The organism is Pseudomonas sp. S3_C06 (genome assembly GCF_054667675.1).
The window spans coordinates 6,252,339-6,273,152 of record NZ_CP162747.1; the positions used below are offsets into that span (position 1 = coordinate 6,252,339).

At 62.7% G+C, this 20,814-nt stretch carries 18 protein-coding genes; all 18 read left to right on the forward strand.

Translation table 11 applies throughout. The annotated features are described in order from the left end of the window. The first annotated feature begins 179 nt into the window (after positions 1-179). A complete protein-coding gene (gene mnxG / locus AB4N44_RS27785) occupies positions 180-6,014 on the forward strand; it encodes a manganese-oxidizing multicopper oxidase MnxG (protein WP_460111196.1) in 5,835 nt (1,944 codons plus the stop codon). 296 nt (positions 6,015-6,310) lie between these two features. After that, positions 6,311-8,233: a YncE family protein gene (locus AB4N44_RS27790; RefSeq protein WP_150752137.1), complete on the forward strand. Its 1,923-nt coding sequence runs from the start codon at positions 6,311-6,313 to the stop codon at positions 8,231-8,233. A gap of 14 nt (positions 8,234-8,247) precedes the next feature. After that, complete coding sequence (locus AB4N44_RS27795; protein WP_150752138.1) at positions 8,248-8,898, forward strand: SCO family protein; 651 nt, start codon at positions 8,248-8,250, stop codon at positions 8,896-8,898. Beyond that, positions 8,895-9,515, forward strand: coding sequence for an SCO family protein (locus tag AB4N44_RS27800; RefSeq protein ID WP_150752139.1), 621 nt, complete (start codon positions 8,895-8,897; stop codon positions 9,513-9,515). Before AB4N44_RS27795 ends, AB4N44_RS27800 begins: the two co-directional genes overlap by 4 nt. A 9-nt stretch (positions 9,516-9,524) precedes the next feature. Then, complete coding sequence (locus AB4N44_RS27805) at positions 9,525-11,075, forward strand: ABC transporter substrate-binding protein (protein WP_460111192.1); 1,551 nt, start codon at positions 9,525-9,527, stop codon at positions 11,073-11,075. A gap of 15 nt (positions 11,076-11,090) precedes the next feature. Then, complete coding sequence (locus AB4N44_RS27810; RefSeq protein WP_460111189.1) at positions 11,091-11,852, forward strand: SurA N-terminal domain-containing protein; 762 nt, start codon at positions 11,091-11,093, stop codon at positions 11,850-11,852. Positions 11,853-12,071: 219 nt separating this feature from the next. Then, entirely contained in the window at positions 12,072-12,602 is a 531-nt protein-coding gene (locus tag AB4N44_RS27815) for a response regulator (protein ID WP_064392623.1), read from the forward strand. Positions 12,603-12,683: 81 nt separating this feature from the next. Beyond that, a complete protein-coding gene (locus tag AB4N44_RS27820; RefSeq protein ID WP_460111186.1) occupies positions 12,684-14,390 on the forward strand; it encodes a GspE/PulE family protein in 1,707 nt (568 codons plus the stop codon). Then, complete coding sequence (locus AB4N44_RS27825) at positions 14,371-15,174, forward strand: hypothetical protein (RefSeq protein WP_460111184.1); 804 nt, start codon at positions 14,371-14,373, stop codon at positions 15,172-15,174. Before AB4N44_RS27820 ends, AB4N44_RS27825 begins: the two co-directional genes overlap by 20 nt. Before the next feature lies 1 nt (position 15,175). Then, the gene (locus AB4N44_RS27830) at positions 15,176-15,721 is read left to right on the forward strand and encodes a PilN domain-containing protein (protein WP_460111182.1); all 546 of its coding nucleotides are present in this window, start codon (positions 15,176-15,178) and stop codon (positions 15,719-15,721) included. Next, a complete protein-coding gene (locus AB4N44_RS27835; RefSeq protein ID WP_316918001.1) occupies positions 15,708-16,256 on the forward strand; it encodes a GspMb/PilO family protein in 549 nt (182 codons plus the stop codon). Before AB4N44_RS27830 ends, AB4N44_RS27835 begins: the two co-directional genes overlap by 14 nt. Next, positions 16,256-16,768 carry a hypothetical protein gene (locus AB4N44_RS27840; protein ID WP_316918002.1) on the forward strand — a complete coding sequence of 171 codons (513 nt, stop codon included), beginning with the start codon at positions 16,256-16,258 and terminating at the stop codon, positions 16,766-16,768. The genes AB4N44_RS27835 and AB4N44_RS27840 overlap by 1 nt, the downstream gene beginning before the upstream one ends. After that, complete coding sequence (locus AB4N44_RS27845) at positions 16,765-18,612, forward strand: secretin N-terminal domain-containing protein (RefSeq protein WP_150752147.1); 1,848 nt, start codon at positions 16,765-16,767, stop codon at positions 18,610-18,612. Before AB4N44_RS27840 ends, AB4N44_RS27845 begins: the two co-directional genes overlap by 4 nt. A gap of 2 nt (positions 18,613-18,614) precedes the next feature. Then, complete coding sequence (locus AB4N44_RS27850; protein WP_460158143.1) at positions 18,615-19,088, forward strand: type II secretion system protein; 474 nt, start codon at positions 18,615-18,617, stop codon at positions 19,086-19,088. A 5-nt stretch (positions 19,089-19,093) separates the two neighbouring features. After that, positions 19,094-19,468 (forward strand): type II secretion system protein, encoded by a 375-nt coding sequence (locus AB4N44_RS27855; protein WP_095047570.1) that lies wholly within the window; start codon positions 19,094-19,096, stop codon positions 19,466-19,468. Next, entirely contained in the window at positions 19,443-19,982 is a 540-nt protein-coding gene (locus tag AB4N44_RS27860) for a type II secretion system protein (protein ID WP_460111178.1), read from the forward strand. Before AB4N44_RS27855 ends, AB4N44_RS27860 begins: the two co-directional genes overlap by 26 nt. Continuing rightward, positions 19,979-20,371: a curli production assembly/transport protein CsgE gene (csgE, locus tag AB4N44_RS27865; RefSeq protein WP_160039237.1), complete on the forward strand. Its 393-nt coding sequence runs from the start codon at positions 19,979-19,981 to the stop codon at positions 20,369-20,371. The genes AB4N44_RS27860 and csgE overlap by 4 nt, the downstream gene beginning before the upstream one ends. Continuing rightward, the gene (locus AB4N44_RS27870; RefSeq protein ID WP_095047567.1) at positions 20,368-20,799 is read left to right on the forward strand and encodes a curli assembly protein CsgF; all 432 of its coding nucleotides are present in this window, start codon (positions 20,368-20,370) and stop codon (positions 20,797-20,799) included. The genes csgE and AB4N44_RS27870 overlap by 4 nt, the downstream gene beginning before the upstream one ends. The last annotated feature ends 15 nt before the right edge of the window (positions 20,800-20,814 follow it).

Below are 20,814 nucleotides of genomic sequence, written 5' to 3' on the forward strand. Positions count from 1 at the left end.
TTTCGGGGCAAACCGTGGAGGCCCGAAAAGTGGGGAAAACGGGTGGGGAATATCCCCCGGATTTTCAAGTGGCCGCAGTAACTGATTGAACGCTAATGCAATTTTTTGTGGCACGCGGATTGCTCCGAGGCATTTGTCGAGAAGTGTTCCCAAGAGCACCCACTACGAGGTTACTGATCATGGCTGGCTTTCCTCACGCTCCGTCCCTGATTAACTGGCTGCTGATTCTGGCCTCGATGCTCAGCGTCGAGCTGGCCGGCGCGGCCGTACGTTGCGAGCGCAACCTGGTGGCCAACGTCGTCGCTTTCGATCAGCCACTGATGTTCAACCGCCTCGGCGCGCAGAACATCAACGGCATGATGTTCGCCCTGCGCCGCGATGTGGTCGATGAACATGAGCAGTCGCTGGCTTACGGCGGCGCCGCAGTGCCGGGCAAAGTCTCGTTGCGCCCGGACAAGCGTCCACGGCCATTGGTGTTGCGCGTGGCCGCCGGCGATTGCCTGACAATCAATTTGCAGAACCTGCTCGACTATCAGGCCAACCCGAACAAGCACTTTGAAAACGAGGGCGAAGAAGAGGGCGCGGAAAACGCCAACGGCGCCGAAGACTTCAAAGTCGATGAGCAGGTGGCGGATCGTCACGTCGGTTTCCAGGTCAATGGCCTGCAAGCGGTGAACAGCATCGATGACATTTCTTCGTTCACCGGGCGTAACGCCAACACCCTTGTGCCTCCCGGCGCGAGCCGTTCCTACACCTTGTTCGCCGAACGTGAAGGCGCATTCGCCGTCAGTAGCCGTGGCGCAACGTTTGGCGGCGAGGGCGCGGCCGGCAACGTTGCCAACGGACTGTTCGGCCAGGTTGTCGTACTGCCCAAGGGCGGCCGCAGCTATCGCAACACCCTTACCGAAGAAGAAATGCGCCTGGCCACGACTGGCCGCGCACCCACCGGCCAACCGATCGTTGATTACCAGGCGCGCTACCCACAGCGCGAACCGTGGTTGCGCGAAGGCAAGGCTGGCACGCCGATCATCGGCATGGTCGACGGCAATGAAATCATTTCCAGCGAAAGCGACGCGATTGTCATGGGCAGCAACGCCGACGGCAGCTTCCCATCCAGCACCTATCCGCTGGAATCGGTCGGCAAACGCAACCCGGCAATCCCCAACCGCCTCGAAGCGTTCCGTGATTTTGCCTCGCAATTCCAGGATGAAACCGCCGCCACTCAAGCATTCCCGGCGTACTGGGCTGATCCGGTGATGGCCCATGTGCTGGAGCCGACCCGCGACTCGTTCATGATCAACTATGGCTCCGGCGGCATGGGTGCCGAAGTGGTCGCCAACCGCTTGGGCGTGGGGCCGATGCACGACTGCCTGTCGTGCGCCTATGAAGAATTCTTCCTCAGCTCGCACACCGTCGGCGATGTGGCGATGCTGGTGGATGTGCCGGCCAACACCGGGCTTGAGAGCATCGCCCCCGGCCAGATACCGCGCGCCGATCAGATCGGCGTGAAAGCCACCATGGCCCTGTATCCGTCGGAGCCGTCGAACGTCAACCACAGCTACATCGGTGACTTCGTCAAATTCCGCAACACCCACAATGGCCACGAGCAACACATCTTCCACCTGCACGGCCATCAGTGGCTGTTCAACCCCAACGACGACAATTCCGATTACGTCGACGCCCAGGGCATCGGCCCGGGCGCCGGTTATACCTATGAAATCGCCAACGGTGGTTCGGGCAACCGCAACCGCGTGGCCGGCGATGCGATCTATCACTGCCATTTCTATCCGCACTTTGCCCAAGGCATGTGGGCCATGTGGCGGGTCCACGATGTGTTCGAAGAAGGCACTCGACTCGACGTTTCGCAGCAGGGCGCCGACGGCTATCACAGCGAACCGTTTGCCTTGCGCAGCGGTAAACCGGCGGCCGGCGCACGCGCCTTGCCTGACGGCGAAATCGTCGCCGGCACACCGATTCCGGCGATTGTGCCGCTACCGGGCAAAGCCATGGCGCCAATGCCGGGCAAAGTCGTGGTGGTGCCGAAAATCGGCGAAACCCTGGTCGCCGGCAATGATGACGACGATGACGAAGAAGAGGGCGATGACGACGGCGAGCACCATGGCGGCAACGCCGGCGGTCAAGCCATCGGCTCGCTGGCGCTGGTCGATCGCAGCGAAGCCAACCGCAACGCCGACGGCAGCCTGAAAAACCCTGGCTATCCGTTCTGGATCGGCGGCATGGAAAGTTCGGTCGGCCAACGTCCGCCAACCCCGCCGCTGGACATGCTCGACGCCGCCACCGCGCAATCGCTCAAGGCCAGCGGCAAAGCGCTGTGGGCCAACCTTGACCCGGCGCAGTCCGGCGGTTGGGATGGCGGCTTGCAACGGCACGCACTCGACGGCGTCGCGGCCGGTGGCGAAGCGCACACCGTGACCACCTCGCTGGATTTCTCCAAGGAAGTCACCCGTGCCAAGCCGATTTACCTGCCGGAAGAAGGCACCGAAGTCGAACAGGCCGCGATGGCTTTCCACGCGAAAAAAGACCATCCAAGCTATGCCTTGCTGCCCGGCAATCAAGTGGTGGCCAAGGCGTTCCGTACCAACGGCGCCTTGCCAATGGCCGGCGCGCCGTACTACGAACCGTGCATGGACGACCGGCAAAAACGCCTGACCAGCAGCGCCGGCAGCGGTGAGTTTGCCAGCGGTGAGCGCATCGACGGCATGTCCTTCGTCGGCGCCTCGACCTTCACTGCCGACCGCCCACGGATCTACAAAGCCGCGAACATCCAGTTCGACGCGGTGTACAACAAGGTCGGTTATCACTTTCCGCAGGCGCGCATTCTGGCGCTGTGGGAAGACGCCTGGCCGGTGATCACCAAGCAGCGTCCGCCAGAGCCGCTGGTGATGCGCATGAACACCTTCGACTGCGTGCAATACCAGCAAACCAACCTGGTGCCGGCCACCTATGAGATGGACGACTATCAGGTGCGCACGCCGACCGATGTGATCGGCCAGCACATTCACCTGCCCAAGTGGGATCTGACCTCGGCGGACGGCTCGTCCAACGGCTGGAACTATGAGGACGGCGTGCTCTCGCCCGGCGCCGTGCAGGAGCGCATTCACGCGATTCGCGAGTTTAACCAGTGCGCTGGTACCGACCCGCGCGACGGCACTCAGGCCTGCCCGAAAGCCAAGAACCATCCGTTCTTCGGCCAATACGGGCGCGCCGATTGGCTCGGTGCGCGCACGGCGATGCAGCGCTGGTTCGTCGATCCGGTGGTCAACGCCAAAGGCGTCGATCGCGGCCTCGGCACCATCTTCACCCACGACCACTTAGGCCCATCGACGCACCAACAGATCGGTTTGTACGCGACTGTGCTCGCCGAGCCGGCCGGTTCCACCTGGTTCCACGCCGAAACCGGCGAGCCTCTCTATAGCGGCGCGCGTCAGGATGGCGGCCCGACCTCGTGGCAAGCGGTGATCAACACCGGTGACCTCGATGGCGACGGCAAGAACGACAGCTTCCGCGAGTTCTTCCTCGAGTACAGCGACTTCCAGCACGCCTATGAAGCTGGCGTCTATGTCGGTGCCGGTCCCAACGGTGTGCCGAATGCGCAGGCGTTCCCGGCCACCGCCGACAGCTTCCGCTACGCGATCAACCCGCCAGTGCGCAACAACGCCAGCAACTTGCTAGAGGGCGTGCTGGAAGTGCAGGGCGGTCAGGTCCCGGGCTGCCCGAGCCGGCCATGTCCGCAGGCGATTTCGGTGGATGATCCGGGCATGTTCGTCGTCAACTATCGTAACGAACCGCTGGCCCTGCGCGTGTACGACCCGAACAAGGTCGGCCCGGACGGCAAGCGCGGCATGCAGGCCGACGGCCTCGGTGGTGATCTGTCGTTCGCCATGCAAAGCCGCACCGACCGCGCAATTCCGGCGATGAACCTGGCGCCGAATCTGCTCACCTCCGCGACCGGCCCTACCGGCGGCACCACGTTGTTCCCGCCACACATCAACAAGGGCGGCGCCGAACCCGGTGACCCGTTCACGCCGATGCTGCGCACCTATACCGGCGACAACGTGCGGCTGCGGGTGCATGCCGGCGGCCATGAAGAAGAGCACAACGTCACCCTGCACGGTGTGAAATGGCTGCAGAGCGGTTCCGGTTTCGGCAACAGCTCCAACTCCGGCTGGCGCGCGTCGCAAATGATCGGCATCTCCGAGCAGATGGGCTTCATTGCGCCGGTGTCGATGCTGTCCAGTTCGGCGGCGACCACGGGCGACTATCTGTACTCGATGGACGCCTCGATCGAAGGCTACTGGAGCGGTATCTGGGGCGTGATGCGCAACTACACCGCCAAACGCAGCGACTTGTTCGCTATCCCTAATAACCCAAGCCCGGCGGGCATGCGCAACACTGTGGCGTTCGAGGGCAGTTGCCCGCGCTATGGCGCCAACCCTAACGGCATTGGCACCCGGCCAACCGTGCAGCGCAACTATGAAGTGGTCGCGGCGCTGGCCAACGACATTCTCGGCAATGCGCTGGGCCTGACCATCGGCGATCCCGAAGGGCTTGGCCAGCATGTCGGCGGGTCGCTCAATCCAGCGGGCGGTACCCTGGTGCTGAACTCGCGCACGGTGAGCATTCCGCAGGTCACGGTGACCGATCCCGAGGATGGCGAAACCATCACCATTGGCGGGCAGAGCGGGCCGCTGCATGACCCGACCGCGATTCTGTATGTGCGCAAATCCGATCTCGATCCGGTGAGTGGCAAGCTGAAACCCGGCATCCCGGTCGAACCGCTGGTGCTGCGCGCAGCGGCGGGAGATTGCATCAACATCACTCTGGAAAACCGCCTGCCGAGCGTCATGCCTGACCTGACCCAGACGGCTGTGATGCAGGGCATGGTCAAGCGTGATCGCAACAGCGGTCTGGGTTCGACTACGTTCAGCAATAACCTGATGCGGCCGTCCAGCCACGTCGGTCTGCACGCGCAGTTGCTGGCGTATGACATCACCAAATCCGACGGCGCCAACGTCGGCGCCAACCCGATCCAGACCGTGCCACCGCGTGTCGGCAGCAGCGGCGCGTACCCGACCCGTACTTATCAGTACTACGCCGGGCACCTGGAGCGTGAAGGCAAACCGGTGACTCAACTGGGGCGCAGCGTCGACAACATCAACGCCACGGCGGTGGAGTTCGGCGGCTTGAACATCACCCCGGCGGACGTGATCAAGCAGCCGCAAAAAGGCCTTGGCGGGGCGATGAGCATCCTGCCGATCGGCGCGACGTGGGTCGACGATGCGCGCAAGGTCAACGCCACGGTCACCGCGCCTGGACAAACCAGCTACCGCGACTTTGCGATGGTCTGGCACAAGGCGTTGAACACCCGTTGGGCCAATGGCCGTCCGGTGGAAGGAATTGCGGCTGAAGGCTTCGGCGTGCCGACCGATCCGCAGGACAACTCGAGCATGGCGATCAACTACAAGACCGAACCGCTGTGGTATCGCTTCGGCCTCGCCCCGGATGCACCGTTCGGGCATGCCGATGGCGCGGGTTACGGCGACATGGTCAACGCGCACATGGCTTACAGCAATGCGCTGGTTGGCGGTGATCCGCAGACGCCAGTGCTGTATGCCAAACCGGGGCAGCCGTTGCGTACGCACATCCTGATGCCGAGCGGTGGCAGTCGTGGCACCACGTTCCAGCTTGACGGGCATGTCTGGTCGGTCAATCCGTTCCAGGCCGAGAAGAGCGATGTCGGTGGTTATCCGATGGGTTCGCCGGGCGTCGGCTCGGTGCGCTTCGGCTACAACCCGATGTCGATGTACATCGGTGCCCACGAAAGCATCCTGCCGGCCGCGCACTTCAGCTTCATGATCCCGAGTGCTGGCGGCAGTAATGCGATCCCGGGGGATTACCTGTTCCGCGACTACGCCGCCTACGGCAATACCTCCGGGTTATGGGGACTGCTGCGGGTGACCAACGAACCGGAACCGGCGCCGCAGGGGCAGTAGCAGAACGGCAATGTCCCGGTGGATGCAAATCCCTTGTGGGAGCGAGCCTGCTCGCGAATGGGAGCAACCCGGTTTTTGAGGGTGAGGCAGAAGACGCCATCGCGAGCAGGCGAAGGCCTACAGGGGCCGGTGGTGGGTAGTGAGGGAGTGGGATGGATGCAAATCCCTTGTGGGAGCGAGCCTGCTCGCGAATGGGGGCAACTCGGTTTCAAGGGTGCCGCTGAAGACGCTTTCGCGAGCAGGCTCGCTCCCACAGGGTCGGTGTTTTGCCAGGTAAAGAAGCAGGGGAGTGCGAGATGAACAGGATCATCAACATCATCGGTATTTGCTCGCTGGCCATGGCCGGGGCGTTGTTGACGCTGAGCGAGGTTGCGCTGGCACAAACCGGCATCGGGCAGACGTTGAACCGTGACGGTGTGGCGGTGGATTTCAACCTCAAGCCGCTGGCCGCCGACGGCAAACTGCGTGAAGGCGAATTCGCCGATGTGCAGTTCCGCGTCACTGACAGCGCCTCCGGCCAGCCGCTGTCCGGGGTGGCACCGGGTGCCTGGGTCGATCCGCAAGCCCTTGCCGCCGATCAGGCTCAGGGCCGCGATCAGAGCTGCAAAGCCCGGGTCGGCGTGTTCCTCAAGTCCAACATCGGCGCGCGGCCATTGTTGGATCTGAACAGCTATTTCCTGCTGGTGATGAACCGCGACGCGAGCATCGCCGTGGTCGATCCGTCGGTATCGGTCGGCGGCATCACCAGCACCCTCGCGCGGATCGAACTCAAGCAACCGCCGATGGACTGGGTCACCCCCAAAGACAACAAACGCGTATTCGTCTCGATGCCGACAGCGGGCGAAGTGGCCGTCATCGACAGCGAACAATTCAAGGTTCTCGATTCGATCAAGGCCGGCAGCCAACCAGTGCGCGTGGCGCTGCAACCCGATGAACGTCTGCTGTGGGTCGGCAACAACGCCAGCAAGGCGCAAGACTCCGGCGTGACGGTGATCGACAGCCAAAGCCTCAAACCCCTCAAACATCTGCAGACCGGTCGCGGCCACCACGAAATCAGCTTCAGCAAGGACAGCCGCTTTGCCTTCGTCAGCAACCGCGACGACGGCACCGTCAGCGTGATCGACATCGCCAGCCTGAACATCGTCCAGCAGATCAAAACCGGCTCCCATCCGTTATCCGTCGCTTACTCGCCATTGTCCGGCGCGGTCTACGTAGCTGACGGCAAGGACGGTACCGTGAGTGTGATCGACGCTAGTACTCACGCCATCCGCCGGGTGATCAAACTGCAACAAGGCCTCGGCCCGATGGGCTTCAGCGCCGACGGCCGCTTCGGGGTAGTGCTCAACACCGTGGAAAACCGCGCCAGCATCATCGACGCCGCCACCAACACCGCCATCCATGATCTGGACGTCAGCGCCGAACCCTACCAAGTGGTGTTCACCCAGGCCTACGCCTACATCCGCGGACTCGCTTCACCGAAAGTCACCATGATCAACCTGTCCTCCCTCGGCGAAGGTCGCCAGCCGATCAGCCAGGGTTTCGAGGCTGGCCCGCAAGCGCCGCGCCTGGCCGGGGATTTACCGCTGGCCTCAAGCCTGGCGGTGTCGCGTGACGACAACGCAGTGTTCGTGGTCAACCCGGTCGACAACACCACCTATTTCTACGCCGAAGGCATGAACGCGCCGATGTCCGGTTACCCCAACCGTGGCCAGATCGCCCGCGCCGCCATGGTTATCGATCGCAGCCTGCGCGAAGTCTCGCCGGGGCTGTACAGCGCGCGGGTGAAGTTGCCGGCGGCGGGGCGCTTTGACGTGGCGTTTCTGCTCAACCAGCCGAACATCATTCACTGCTTTACCGCGCAAATTGATCCTGACGGCAAACCGCAAAAACACCTCGGCCAGCCGAAAGTCGAGTTCCTCCTCGACAAGACGGCCGTGGCACTCAACGACCCTTACGTCGTGCGTTTCCGCATCGTGCAAGGCAAAGACAAAGCCCAGCGCAGCGGCGTCAAAGACGTGCAACTGCGCTACTACCTCGCGCCCACCTCGCATCCCCGCGAAGTGGCGGCGCTGGAAGTCGCCGACGGCGTATACGAGGCGCCAATCACCCTCGACCGCAGCGGCGCCTGGTATCTGCATGTGCGCGCGGCGTCGCTGGGTGCCGGTTTCGATGACAAGACCTTTGCCAGTGTTCGGGTAGCCCCCGGCCAGGCCCGTTGAAGAGGAGTTTCGACATGAACCGATTTGCATCCACTGGCCTGCTGACCCTGTGCCTGTTGAGCCTTGGCATTCAACAAGTCCACGCTCATTCGGCCGACGAACACGCCGGACACAAAGCCCCCGCCAGCAGCACTCAGGAACACGCCCAGGTGAAATTCGCCAACGTGCCGCTGCTTGATCAAAACGGTAAAACCGTGCGCCTCGAACAAGACCTGGTGCAGGGCAAAATCGTCGTCATGAGCTTTATCTACACCAGTTGCACCACGGTGTGCCCGGTGGTCTCGTCGATCATGGGCAAGGTGCAGAAACAGCTCGGCGCGCGCGTCGGCGACGAAGTGCAACTGGTGTCGATCAGCATCGACCCGCAGCGCGACGACCCGAAACGCCTGCAGGATTATGCGCGCACCTTCCAGCGCGGGCCGGGCTGGAGCTGGTTGACCGGCTCGCCGCAGTCGATCAATGAAACCCTCAAGGGCCTCGGCAGCTTCAGCGGCGACCTGAAGAGTCATCAACCGCTGATCCTCGTCGGCGACGGCGACAGCCGCCACTGGATGCGCTACTACGGCTTCACCGACCCGGCGCTGCTGGCCAAGGAAGTGGAAAAACTCAGCGGCCTGCGCACCCACGCCAAACACACCGCCATCGCCATGGAGCAACAGCCATGAGAACGCTCGACTGGATCTCCCTGACCGTGTGTTTCTGGATTCTCAGCAACGTCGCGTTCGCTCACGAAGGCCACGTCTCTGAGCCGCAAGCCGCTGTGGCCGCCGCCCCGGCCAAAGGCACTCATGACGCGAAAACCTGGTTCACCGACACGCCGTTGCAGGATCAGAACGGCGAGACCCTGCGCTTCTACAGCGATGCCCTGCAAAACCGCATCGTGCTGCTCAACGTGATCTTCACCAGTTGCAACGACGCCTGTCCGCTGATCACCCAAAAGCTCAAGGAAGTGCGCGAGTTGCTCGGTGACAAGGCGCAGGACATTACCTTCATTTCCCTTACCAGTGACCCGCTGCGCGACACGCCAGCGGTGCTCAAGGCTTACACCTTGAAGCAGGGTTCCGATGACCCTCATTGGCTTTTTCTTACCGGCGACAAGGCGCAGATGGACCTGGTATTGAGCCGCATCGGCCAGATCGTGCCGACCCCCGAGCAACACTCCACGCAGTTGATCGTCGGCGATGTCGCCAATAAACGCTGGAGCAAAATCCGCCCCGACGCCCCGGCTGCCGCCATTGCCCAGCGCTTGCAGTTGCTGACAATGCCCGTGGCTGGCCGCTGAGTCCGCGCCATGAACCTGCGCGGTGTACTCGCCCTGATCCTGCTCGCTGGCGTCAGCCTTGGCGCGAGCGCTGCGCCGCTGACCCCGGAAGAAGCGGCGGGCAAGCGTCTGTACCGCCAGGGTCTGTCGGCCAGCGGCGAAGCGATCATGGCGCGGGTCGGTGCGGCAGATGTGTTGCTGCCGGCGACCAGTCTGCCGTGCGCCAATTGCCATGGCGCCGATGGCCTCGGTCGACCGGAAGGCGGGGTACGTCCGCCGCCGCTGAACTGGGCGCGACTGACCAGCACCTACGGCCAGCGACAGGTCAATGGGCGCAGCTATCCGGCCTACAGCGAAAGCACGCTGGCCACGGCCATCGAGCAGGGTCGCGACCCCGGCCACAATCGCCTCGACCCGAGCATGCCGCGCTTTCTGCTGTCGATGAAGGATCAGCGCAACCTCACCGCGTACCTCAAACGTCTCGCCGATGAGCGTGATCCCGGCCTCGACGCCGAGACCTTGCACCTCGGCACGCTGCTGCCCAGTCAGGGCCCGCTGGCGGAAGAAGGCATGACCATCGCAGCGATACTTAACGGCAGCGTGGCGCGGATCAATCAGGACGGAGGCATTCATGGACGGCAGCTGCGTCTGACCGTGGTCGATCCCGGCCCGGATCGCGCCAGTGCCGAACAAGCCCTGCAGCAGTTGATCGAGCAGGAACAGGTGTTCGCCCTGATCGCACCACTGGCACCGGCCCTCGACAGTGAACTGGGGCCGCGCCTGGAACAGGCCGGCGTGCCGCTGATCGGCGCCTTGTCGTTGCTCGGGGCGATGCAGGCCAGTCCGCAGATTTTCGAGCCGTTGCCGGGTTTGCGCGAGCAATTGATCGCGCTGGCCGACTACGCCACGGCCAGCCTGCGCGTGCTGCAAGGGCCGACCCTGATTGCCTATCCCGATGACCCTTTACAAGCGCAAGCGGCAACCACCCTCGCTCAATACTTACAGGATCACGGCTGGCAGAAAGTCCTTCTGCAAGCCTACGACCCGGCAGCAGAGGCTTTGCCGCTGGGTTCGCGATCGGTGTTCTATCTGGGCAATGGCGGCGGCTTCAGTCGTTTGGCGACGCGGCTGCAAAGCGCCGGGCAAGTGCCGTATCTGTTCGCCGCCTCAAGCCAGGTGGCCGGCGATCTGCTGCAAGTGCCCGACGGCTTCACCCGACGGGTATTTCTCGCCTATCCGTTCGTGCCCAGCGACTGGACCCAGGCCGGGCGCATGGCCCTGACACTGCTGCGCGAAGGCCAGGGCCTTGGCGCCCAGCACGCGGTGCTGCAAGTCGGCGCTTACGCCTCGATGTTGCTGCTCAGCGAAGGCATGAAACAGGCCGGTCGCGACGCCAGCCGGGAAAAACTGGTGGCGGCGCTGGAAGGCCTGCATGACTTCGACACCGGCCTGACCCCGCGCCTGAGTTTCGGCCCCGGTCGGCGCCTGGGCTTGAGCGGCGCGCATGTGGTCACCGTGGATTTGCCCGATCAGCGTTTCTATCTGGTCGCCCCTTATAAACCGATTGTTGCCAGCCCCTGAACGGAGGGCCCGATCATGAAACGCATAACGCTGATCTTGCTGCTGACTTGCTGGCTGCCGCTGGCGTGGGCCAATAACGAACCGGCCGTGGCCCGGGTCAATGGCGAGGAGATTTCCGGGTTTCGCTTCGAGCGCTTCTTCGCCGAATACCTGGAAGATCAGGGCCGCGCCGTGGCGAGCATTCGTAGCCCCAGGGCCTATAAAGAGCTGCGTCAGGCAGCGCTGCAAACGCTGATCGACAAAGAACTGCTGTGGCAGGAGTCGCAAAAGCGCGGTGTGCAGATCGACGATCAAGTGGTGCGTCAGCAAGTCGAGCAGACCCGCAGTGCCATCGGCGGCACGGATAAATTCGTCCGGCGCTTGCAGGACGCCGGTTTCGATGAGGCATCCTTCACCGAGTACACCCGCCGCGAAATGGCGGCGCAGCAGATGTTCGCCGAACTGATCCGCGCCAATACCTTGCAACCCCGGCACCTGCTGATCCGTGTGCCCGCGCAAGCGGATGCAGCCACAGTCGCCGCAGCGCGTCTACGCTTGTTGCAAATGCGCGCCTCGATTGTCAGTGGGGCGAGCTTCGCCAGCGATCCGGTGCGTTCACCGTTCGGCTGGCATGTGATTTATTTGCCGAACCACCTGGAGGCCGCCGATGTCCCAGATTTGCAGGGGCTGGATACAGTCAGGGCACAGCTCGCCCGACAGCAACAGACCCAGGCTCGTCGTCAGGTGCTCGCGCAATTACGAGTGCAGAACAGGATCGAACGAATTGACGACGACTGAAGGTTCCCCCCCAATAGTGGGGAATGGCTTCGATGCCCATTCAGGTGCTTCCCCGTTTCTGGGGAACGGGGTACCGGGACGAGCGGGCATTGTCATTAAATTCAAGGACATGAAGACGTAAAATTACCGGCACTCAGCCTGGCATGAAGTGTGCGTTACCGATGGTAAGGCGCACTCTCAGGGCGGGGTCATCGGACCTGCTGTTTCAAGGAGTCGACCTTGGTTAACAAAGTACTGGTTGTCGAAGACGAACAGCTGCTTGCACAGAACCTTCAGGATTATCTGTCGGCGCAGGGGCTGGACGTCCGGATTGCACATGACGGAGCGACGGCGATCGGCCTGGCCGAAACCTTTGCCCCCGACGTGCTGGTGTTCGATTACCGCTTGCCCGATATGGAAGGCTTTGAGGTGCTCGACGCGGTCCGCCAGAACAGGACGTGCCATTTTGTGCTGATAACGGGTCACCCGACCGCTGAAGTCTGTGAGCGGGCGCGGCAACTGGGGGTCAGCCACATCCTGTTCAAACCGTTTCCTTTGGCGGAACTGGCCCGAGCTGTCTGCGACCTTCTGGGCTTCAAGCGCGAAGCGAAACCCGGTGCAAACCCTTCCGAGGGTTTCGTCGAACGACGCCAGAGCAGGACCGAGAGCTTCCCGTTGCAGTTGTACGATGGCAGTTGGGTGTTGGCGGATCGGCGACGGCAGTCGCGACCCATGGCGCCGGACGACGATCAAATGCTCACCGGGGAGTAATGGCGCGAACAGACGTTCCGGCACTTGCCGCCACGGTTTGCCGCGCCGACAGGGCTCTAAGCCCCGGTTGGAGAGCAAGCCATGGAACGTCTGTCCGTTGTCGTCGAACCGCTGCTGGCCGAATGCGCCCCCGAGCGCTTTTCCAGTGAACAGCTTGCCCAGGCCCGGGCGCGGGCCGCCACCTCTGGCGAACGCGTGCTTGAAGCCCTTTGCGTACTCTGTGAACTGGCGCCGATGCCGTTCATTCATACCCTCGGCGCCACCCTGCATTACCCGGTGCTCGACACCGACAGCCTGTTTCAAGCGACGCCGGTGTTCGACCGCGTCACCCTCGCACAATGCCTGAAACGCGAATTCATCCTGCTGCGCCACAACGACGAAGTCATCGGCGTGTTTGCCGACCCCTTCGACCCGGCGCGGCTGGCCTGGATCGACGATTGCCTGCACGGCGCGCCGCTGCATCTGGTGCACGCCGATGATCTCAAGGCCTATCTGGCCCGCCACGAAGAAAGCTTCCACGCGGTCGAATCGCTGAACGCCCAAGGCGACACCCACCACGAAATCGACACCCTGCAAAGCCTGTCGCTGACCAGCATCAGCGAAGACGCCAGCAGCGTGGTGAAACTGGTCAACTCGACCCTCTACGACGCGCTGAAAATGCACGCCAGCGATATCCACCTCGGCACCACCGGCCACGGTCTGGTGATCAAGTACCGCATCGACGGCGTGCTCAACAACATCAGCAAAGTCCAGGGCAACGAGTTCGCCGAGCAGGTGATTTCGCGGGTCAAGGTCATGGCTGAGCTGGACATCGGCGAAAAACGCGTGCCGCAGGACGGTCGCTTCAAGATCGGTATCAGCGGCCGTCAGATCGATTTTCGCGTGTCTATCATGCCGAGCATCTTCGGCGAAGACGCGGTGCTGCGTGTCCTCGACAAACAGGACCTCGCTGACAAGGTCTGCGGCGTGCAATTGCAGGCGCTGGGCTTTGAAGATGAAACCCTGCGCCAGTTGCGCCGCCTCGCCGCCGAACCCTACGGCATGGTCCTGGTGACCGGCCCGACCGGCAGCGGCAAGACCACCACGCTGTACGCGATGATCACCGAGATCAACCACGGCGTGGACAAGATCATCACCATCGAAGACCCGGTCGAATATCAATTGCCGGGGGTGCTGCAAATCCCGGTCAACGAGAAAAAAGGCCTGACCTTCGCCCGAGGCCTGCGCTCGATACTGCGCCACGACCCGGACAAGATCATGGTCGGCGAAATCCGTGATCCGGACACCGCGCAGATCGCCGTGCAATCGGCGCTTACCGGCCACCTGGTGTTCACCACCATCCACGCCAACAACGTCTTCGACGTGATTGGCCGTTTCACGCAAATGGAAATCGACCCCTACAGCCTGGTCTCGGCGCTCAACGCGATTCTCGCCCAGCGCCTGATCCGGCTGGTGTGCGCCAGTTGCAGCGCGCCGGTCAATCCAAGCGATGAAGAGCTGCGCGCCTCGGGCCTCGATCCGCAGAAAGTCGATCACTACCACTTCGTCCACGGCAAGGGCTGCGGGCACTGCCGGGGCAGCGGTTATCGCGGGCGCACGGCGATTGCCGAGTTGCTGCACCTCGACGACGAACTGCGCCAGATGATCGTCGAGCGCCAACCGATCAAACAAATCAAAGCCCTGGCCTGTGCACGTGGTTTGCGCCTGTTGCGTGAATCGGCGCTGGAGCTGGTGGAACAAGGTCGCACCACGCTGGAGGAGATCAATCGTGTCACTTTTATCGCGTGAGCGTTTTGTCGCCGTGCTCGGCGCCAGCGGTGTTGGCCTCGGTCAGCGGTGCGGCAGCGACACCCTGTGGCTGGGCAGCGTCGGGTACATCGACGAAGGCTTCCAGAGCTACGCGGTGGCGCTGGACACCCTCGATCGCCTGCTCGGTGAACACGCCCGCGCTGGTGCCGAATTGAGCGTGGTCATCTCCGGGCACTTCAGCCGTTTCTGCCTGGTGCCGTGGAGCGCGCAGATCAGCAGCCCTGAGGAACTGCGCGGCTTTGCTCAGTTATGTTTTGAAGACCTGTTTGGCGCGCCCACCCAGCCGTGGAGTCTGGTGCTATCCGCCGAACCGGCCGGTTACGACCGCATCGCCAGCGCTTTGCCGCAGGACTTGCTCGAACGTCTGCGCACGCTGGTCAGCGGTCGCGGTTTGCGCCTGCGCTCAGTGCAGCCGTACCTGATGGCGGCGTTCAACCGCTTCGACAAAAGCCTCGATGCCGGCGACTTCCTGTTCGTCGTCGCCGAGCCGCAACGCAGCGTGTTGTTGCTGGCGAGGGAAGGGCGCTGGGCCGGCGTGCGTTCGGTGGGCGGCAGCGACAGCGATGCCGCGTTGAATGCGCTGATCGGTCGCGAACGCCAGCTGCAAGCCTCGACCAGCGAACGCGCGTTCAACGTTTATCTGCATGCACCGGCGCGCCTCGATACGCATCCGGACGTGGCGGGTGTGCAACTGCGCACCCTTGAAGACGACTCGATGAACGTGCGTGACGGCTTGTACGTCATGTCCCGGGCGGTGGCCTGACATGCGCGCGCTCAATCTCGATTTTCAGCCACGGCCACGTTCCGGCCCGTTGGGTTGGAGCCTGCTTGGCGGCGGTGTGCTGCTGGCGGCGCTGTGCTTCGGCATGCAACAGCACCTCGACGCGCACACCGAACAGCAACAAGGCCACCTGCAAACCACCCAGCGCCAGCTCACCGGCGACAGCGGCGCCAAGTCCACCTTGAGCCCGGCGGAGACCCGTGAGCAAGCGGCAAACCTCGCCGAAATGCGCAAGGTCTCGCAGCAACTGCGCCGGCCGTGGGAACGCCTGTTCGCCATGCTCGAAGCGATGCCGCGCGATGACGTCGCGCTGCTGACCCTGACCCCGGATGCGCGCAAAGGCCAGGTGCGCATCAGCGCCGAAGCACGGGATCTGCAAGCGATGCTCGACTTCCACAAACGTCTGGAAGCCAGCGACGAGCTGTCCGACGTGTCGCTGCTGAGCCACGAAATCGTCGTCAAATCGCCGGAGCAACCGGTGCAATTCAACCTGTCGGCGACTTGGGAGATTGGCGATGCGAATCCCTAGACTGATCGTCCACGAATACCTGCAAGGCCTCGGCATTCCGGGCCTCGCCGGGCTGGCATTGCTGCTGGTCGCCGTGGCTTGGGCACTCGGTGGCTTGCTGCCGGGTTGGCAATCATTGCAGCACCTGAGCCTGCAGACTCGGGAAGCGAGCGCGTATCTGGCCAAGGTTGAAGACGGCAGCATCGCGCCACCGGTGGTGCCGCAACGTCAGCTCGACGACTTCCGCAACAAACTGCCGGCGCAGCCGCAAGCCACCGTCGCCATCGACCGCATCTACGCCCTCGCAGCGCAAGAACACATCACCCTGGCGCGCGGCGAATACGCCCTCGGCGTCGACCCGAAAACCCATCTGGCGCGCTATCAGATCCTCCTGCCAGTGCGCGGCAGCTACCCGCAATTACGCCGGTTCCTGCACGCCTTGCTCGGCCAGTTGCCGGCGGTGGTGGTGGAAGACCTCGAGTTGCAACGCAAGAAGATTGGCGACACCGACCTCAATGGCCGGATCCGTATGACCCTTTACCTGTCGAGGTCGTGATGAATACCAAGCGCGTGACAGGTTGGTTGGCGTTCTTCGGCGTAGCTGCTGCGCTGGCGTGGTTGCCGGAATATTTCTCGCCAAGCGAAGACGCCGATTCCAACGAAGTCGCCGTCGCCACGCCGGGGAAACCCCGGGGCGCGCTGCCGGCCAGTAACGCCAAAGCCAAGGATGCGTCGATCAAGGACCTGAGCCCGGCCGGCGACTTGTTCGCGGCCAAATCCTGGAAGGCCGCGCCGACTCTGGCCACGGTCACCGAAATGGCCATCAATCCAGCAACTGTGGTGCAAGCCCCGAGCCTGCCACCGGTGCCGTTTCAGTTCGTCGGCAGGCTGCATGACCGCAGCGACCTGCAAGTGTTTTTGCAGAACGGCGAAAAGATCTACGTCGTGCGCAACGGGGATGTGATCGACGACACCTGGAAGATCACCGGCATTTCCGATGTGGAATTGAGCCTGGTCTACCTGCCTTTGCATTTGTCGCAGACCCTGTCTGTGGGGAGTACGCAATGAACCGTTCCCGTTTGCTGATGAGCCTGGGCCTGTGTGCCGGGCTGGCCGCGTGCAGTTCCGCACAAGTGGCCAACAAGGAAGCCGCCGACCTGATTGAACAGGGTCAGTACGAGGCGGGGCTGGCGCGAATCGAAGAAGGTCTGCGCGAAAACCCACGGGACACCGAGCTGCACTTGCTGCTCAACAGCGGTCGGGCCAAGGCGATTACGGCGTTGCTGACGACCGGTGATACCGACCGTTCGCGCCGCGACTTTGCTTCGGCGCGGGTGGCCTACAACCGCGTGCTGACCATCGAGCCGAACAACCGCCGCGCTCAGGATGCCCTGAAGCAGATGGACTACCTGCGCAGCATGGACGAAAAACTGGAACTGGCCCGTGGCGACCTGCGTCGCGGCGACATTTACGGCGCTGATCGGCAGGTCAAACAGATCCTCGAACTCGACCCGAACAACGAGGGCGCGCTTGAGCTGCAAGGCAATATTCGTCTGGTGCAGAGCCGCAATGTCATTCCTTATCCGCAACTGCGCACCAAGCTCGATCGGCCGGTGACCCTGGAGTTTCGCGACGCCAACCTCAAGACCATTTTCGAAGTGCTGTCGCAAGTTGCCGGGCTCAACTTCATCTTCGACAAAGACCTGCGCCCGGACATGAAAGCGACGATTTTCGTGCGTGACGTGCGCATTGAAGACGCCGTGACCCTGCTGCTGCAACAGAACCAGTTGCACCAGAAAGTGGTGAACGAAAACACCTTGCTGATCTACCCGGATTCACCGCAGAAAGTGAAGGATTACCAGGAACTGGTGATGCGCACGTTTTACCTGACCAGCATCGACGCCAACACCGCGCTGAACATGGTCAAAACCATGCTCAAGACCCGCGACGTGTTCGTCGACGAACGCCTCAACACCCTGACCATGCGCGACACCGAAGACGCCGTGCGCATGGCCGAGAAACTGCTGCAGTCGCAAGACCAGTCGAACCCGGAAGTGGTGCTCGAAGTGGAAGTGATGGAAGTCGCCACCCAGCGCATTCTCGACCTCGGCCTGCAATGGCCGAACACCTTCGGCGTGGTCAACAGCGACGGTTCGGCGGTGACCCTGCTTGATCAACTGAAAGGCATCAATTCCAGCCGGATTTCGATCTCGCCGTCGCCGCAAGCCAAAATCAACGCGCAGGACAATGACATCAACACCCTCGCCAGCCCGGTGATTCGTGTGAGCAACCGCGAGCAGGCGCGGATTCACATCGGTCAGCGTGTGCCGATCATCAGCGCGACTTCGGTGCCGTCGACGCAAGGCCCGGTGATCACTGAGAGCGTCACTTACCTCGACGTCGGTCTGAAGCTCGAAGTGCAACCAACCGTGCACCTGAACAACGAAGTGGCGATCAAAATTGCTCTCGAAGTGAGTAACGCCACGCCGCTGGAGCCGACCCGGCAGGGCACGATCCCGGTGCAGGTCGACACCCGCAACGCGCAAACTTCACTGCGTCTGCACGACGGCGAAACGCAGATCCTCGCCGGCCTGATGCGCAACGACCACGGCGCCACCGGCAACAAGATTCCGGGCCTCGGCGACATTCCCGGCATTGGCCGGCTGTTCGGCAGCAACAAGGACACCGTCGGCAAATCCGAACTGGTGCTGTCGATCACCCCACGGATCGTGCGCAACCTGCCGTACCAGAGCCCGTCGGACATGGAGTTCTCCACCGGCACCGAAACCAGCATGCACATCCAGGCGCCGGATCGTTCGCAGAGTTACGTGATGCCGTCGCCTGCCGCGCAGCCGCGTGCCGTCGGTGAGTCGGCCGTGGCCACCACCCGTGTCACCGTCGAGAAGCCTTGATCATGAACGCCTCCCAACGCGGTTTCAGCCTGATCGAAGTCGTGGTGACGCTGTCCCTGATCGGTCTGTTGGCGAGCATGGCCGCGCCACTGACCGAGACCCTGGTGCGGCGTGGCAAGGAGCAGGAATTGCGCAACGCGCTGTACCAGATTCGCGATGGCATCGACGCCTACAAGCGTGCCTTCGATGCCGGCTATATCGAGAAGTCGCTGAACAGCAGCGGCTACCCGCCGAACCTGCAAGTACTGGTCGAAGGCGTGCGCGATGTGCGCAGCGCCAAGGGCGCCAAGTTCTACTTTTTACGCCGCATCCCGCGCGATCCGCTGGTGCCGGCCAAACGTGATGACGAAGGGGGTTGGGGCGTGCGCGCCTACAACAGTTCGGCTCAGAACCCGCGCGATGGCGAGGACGTGTTCGACGTCTACTCCCACGCCCGGGGCAAGGGCCTCAACGGCATCGCCTACCGCGAGTGGTGAACCTCATGCGCCGGGAAAAAGGTTTTACCTTGCTGGAGCTGATGGTGGTGATGGCGATCATCGCCACGCTGATGACCATCGCGCTGCCGCGCTACTTCAACAGTCTTGAAGCGTCTAAGGAAACCACCCTGCGCCAGAGCCTGTCGGCGATGCGCGAGGCGCTGGATCACTTTTACGGTGACACCGGGCGCTATCCGGATTCCATCGAGCAACTGATCGAACAACGTTACCTGCGCAATGCGCCACTTGATCCGATCACCGAGCGCAAAGACCAGTGGGTGCTGATCGCGCCACCGGACGGGGTTGCCGGTGGTGTGGCCGATATCAAGAGCGGTGCTACCGGGAGGGCGCGTGATGGCAGCCAGTTTTCCGAGTGGTAACCGCGCGCAGCAGGGTGGTTTCACCTACCTCGGCGTGCTGTTCCTCATCGTAGTGATGGGCATGGGCCTGGCCAGTGCCGGTGAGTTGTGGTCGACCGCTTCGCGCCGTGACCGTGAACGCCAGTTGCTCTGGGTCGGCACTCAGTACGCCCAGGCGCTGCGCAGCTATTACCGCAGTTCGCCGGGGCTGGCGCAGTACCCGAAAGAACTGGCGGACCTGCTTGAAGATCAGCGCTTTCCCGAGGCCAAGCATCACCTGCGTCAGCTCTATCCGGACCCGATCGGTCAGGGCGAATGGGCGCTGCAACGCGGTTTCGACGGACGCATCACCGGCCTCAACAGCCCTTCGGCCGAGCTGCCTTTGAAGCAATCGGGCTTCCCGACGCAGTGGTCGGATTTCGACGGCATGCAGCGTTATTCGGATTGGCAGTTCGTCGCTGAAAAAGCCTTTCTTGAGGGCACCAATGGCCCGGCCAAAGGCCAGTCGAATCTGCCACAGGCGTTGCAGCCATGACTCGCCAATGGTGGTGCGCGTTGGTCCTCACCGTGGTGGCGGGCTGCGTCCAGGCCGGTGAAGAAGACGAAATGATGGGCTTCATTGTCGACGACACGATCTCGCACATCGGCCACGACTTTTACTACTCGTTCAGTGAACGCCTGCGTGACACCAGCCGGATGGATTTCAACCTGGTGGTGCGCGAGCGGCCCGACGCGCGCTGGGGCAGCCTGGTGACCGTGGAATATCAGCAACGCCTGGTTTATCGGCGCTTCCTGCCGCCGAACACCGTGGAACTGAAGGACGAGGCCTACGCGGCCGCCGACTGGGTTCGACGCCAGGTTGTCCAGCGCAAGCTGGAGGCTCTGTTGCAGGACACCACCGACCTTGAGAAGGACGAACTATGAACAGCACAACGTTCTCACGGCGCAGCGGATTCTGGATCTCGGGGTTGTTGATCGGGCTCGCCAGCGCTGCCGCTGTCCAGGCCACTGAACTGGTCTACACGCCGGTCAACCCGTCGTTCGGCGGCAACCCGCTCAACGGCACCTGGTTGCTCAACAACGCCCAGGCGCAAAACGATCACGACGATCCGGACATCCAGAGCCGTTCGGCGGTGGCCGGCACCTCGGCGCTGGAGCGCTTCACCAGTCAATTGCAATCGCGGCTGCTAGGGCAGTTGCTGGACAACATCTCCACCGGCAACACGGGGAGCCTGTCCACTGACTCTTTTATCGTCAACGTCATCGACGACTCCGGGGCACTGAGCATTGAAGTGACCGATCGAGCGACCGGTGAGGTTTCGGAAATTCAGGTGAACGGCCTCAACCCGTGACGGGCTGACGGTTCC

Excerpts from the sequence above, each read along its gene's own strand:
- AB4N44_RS27870 (WP_095047567.1), top strand. The coding sequence starts at position 20,368 with ATGAACAGCACAACGTTCTCACGGCGCAGCGGATTCTGGATCTCGGGG.
- AB4N44_RS27845 (WP_150752147.1), top strand. The coding sequence starts at position 16,765 with ATGAACCGTTCCCGTTTGCTGATGAGCCTGGGCCTGTGTGCCGGGCTG.
- AB4N44_RS27810 (WP_460111189.1), top strand. The coding sequence starts at position 11,091 with ATGAAACGCATAACGCTGATCTTGCTGCTGACTTGCTGGCTGCCGCTG.
- AB4N44_RS27860 (WP_460111178.1), top strand. The coding sequence starts at position 19,443 with ATGGCAGCCAGTTTTCCGAGTGGTAACCGCGCGCAGCAGGGTGGTTTC.
- AB4N44_RS27800 (WP_150752139.1), top strand. The coding sequence starts at position 8,895 with ATGAGAACGCTCGACTGGATCTCCCTGACCGTGTGTTTCTGGATTCTC.
- AB4N44_RS27820 (WP_460111186.1), top strand. The coding sequence starts at position 12,684 with ATGGAACGTCTGTCCGTTGTCGTCGAACCGCTGCTGGCCGAATGCGCC.
- AB4N44_RS27790 (WP_150752137.1), top strand. The coding sequence starts at position 6,311 with ATGAACAGGATCATCAACATCATCGGTATTTGCTCGCTGGCCATGGCC.
- AB4N44_RS27835 (WP_316918001.1), top strand. The coding sequence starts at position 15,708 with ATGCGAATCCCTAGACTGATCGTCCACGAATACCTGCAAGGCCTCGGC.
- AB4N44_RS27850 (WP_460158143.1), top strand. The coding sequence starts at position 18,615 with ATGAACGCCTCCCAACGCGGTTTCAGCCTGATCGAAGTCGTGGTGACG.
- AB4N44_RS27855 (WP_095047570.1), top strand. The coding sequence starts at position 19,094 with ATGCGCCGGGAAAAAGGTTTTACCTTGCTGGAGCTGATGGTGGTGATG.
- mnxG (WP_460111196.1), top strand. The coding sequence starts at position 180 with ATGGCTGGCTTTCCTCACGCTCCGTCCCTGATTAACTGGCTGCTGATT.
- AB4N44_RS27840 (WP_316918002.1), top strand. The coding sequence starts at position 16,256 with ATGAATACCAAGCGCGTGACAGGTTGGTTGGCGTTCTTCGGCGTAGCT.
- AB4N44_RS27805 (WP_460111192.1), top strand. The coding sequence starts at position 9,525 with ATGAACCTGCGCGGTGTACTCGCCCTGATCCTGCTCGCTGGCGTCAGC.
- AB4N44_RS27795 (WP_150752138.1), top strand. The coding sequence starts at position 8,248 with ATGAACCGATTTGCATCCACTGGCCTGCTGACCCTGTGCCTGTTGAGC.
- AB4N44_RS27830 (WP_460111182.1), top strand. The coding sequence starts at position 15,176 with ATGCGCGCGCTCAATCTCGATTTTCAGCCACGGCCACGTTCCGGCCCG.
- csgE (WP_160039237.1), top strand. The coding sequence starts at position 19,979 with ATGACTCGCCAATGGTGGTGCGCGTTGGTCCTCACCGTGGTGGCGGGC.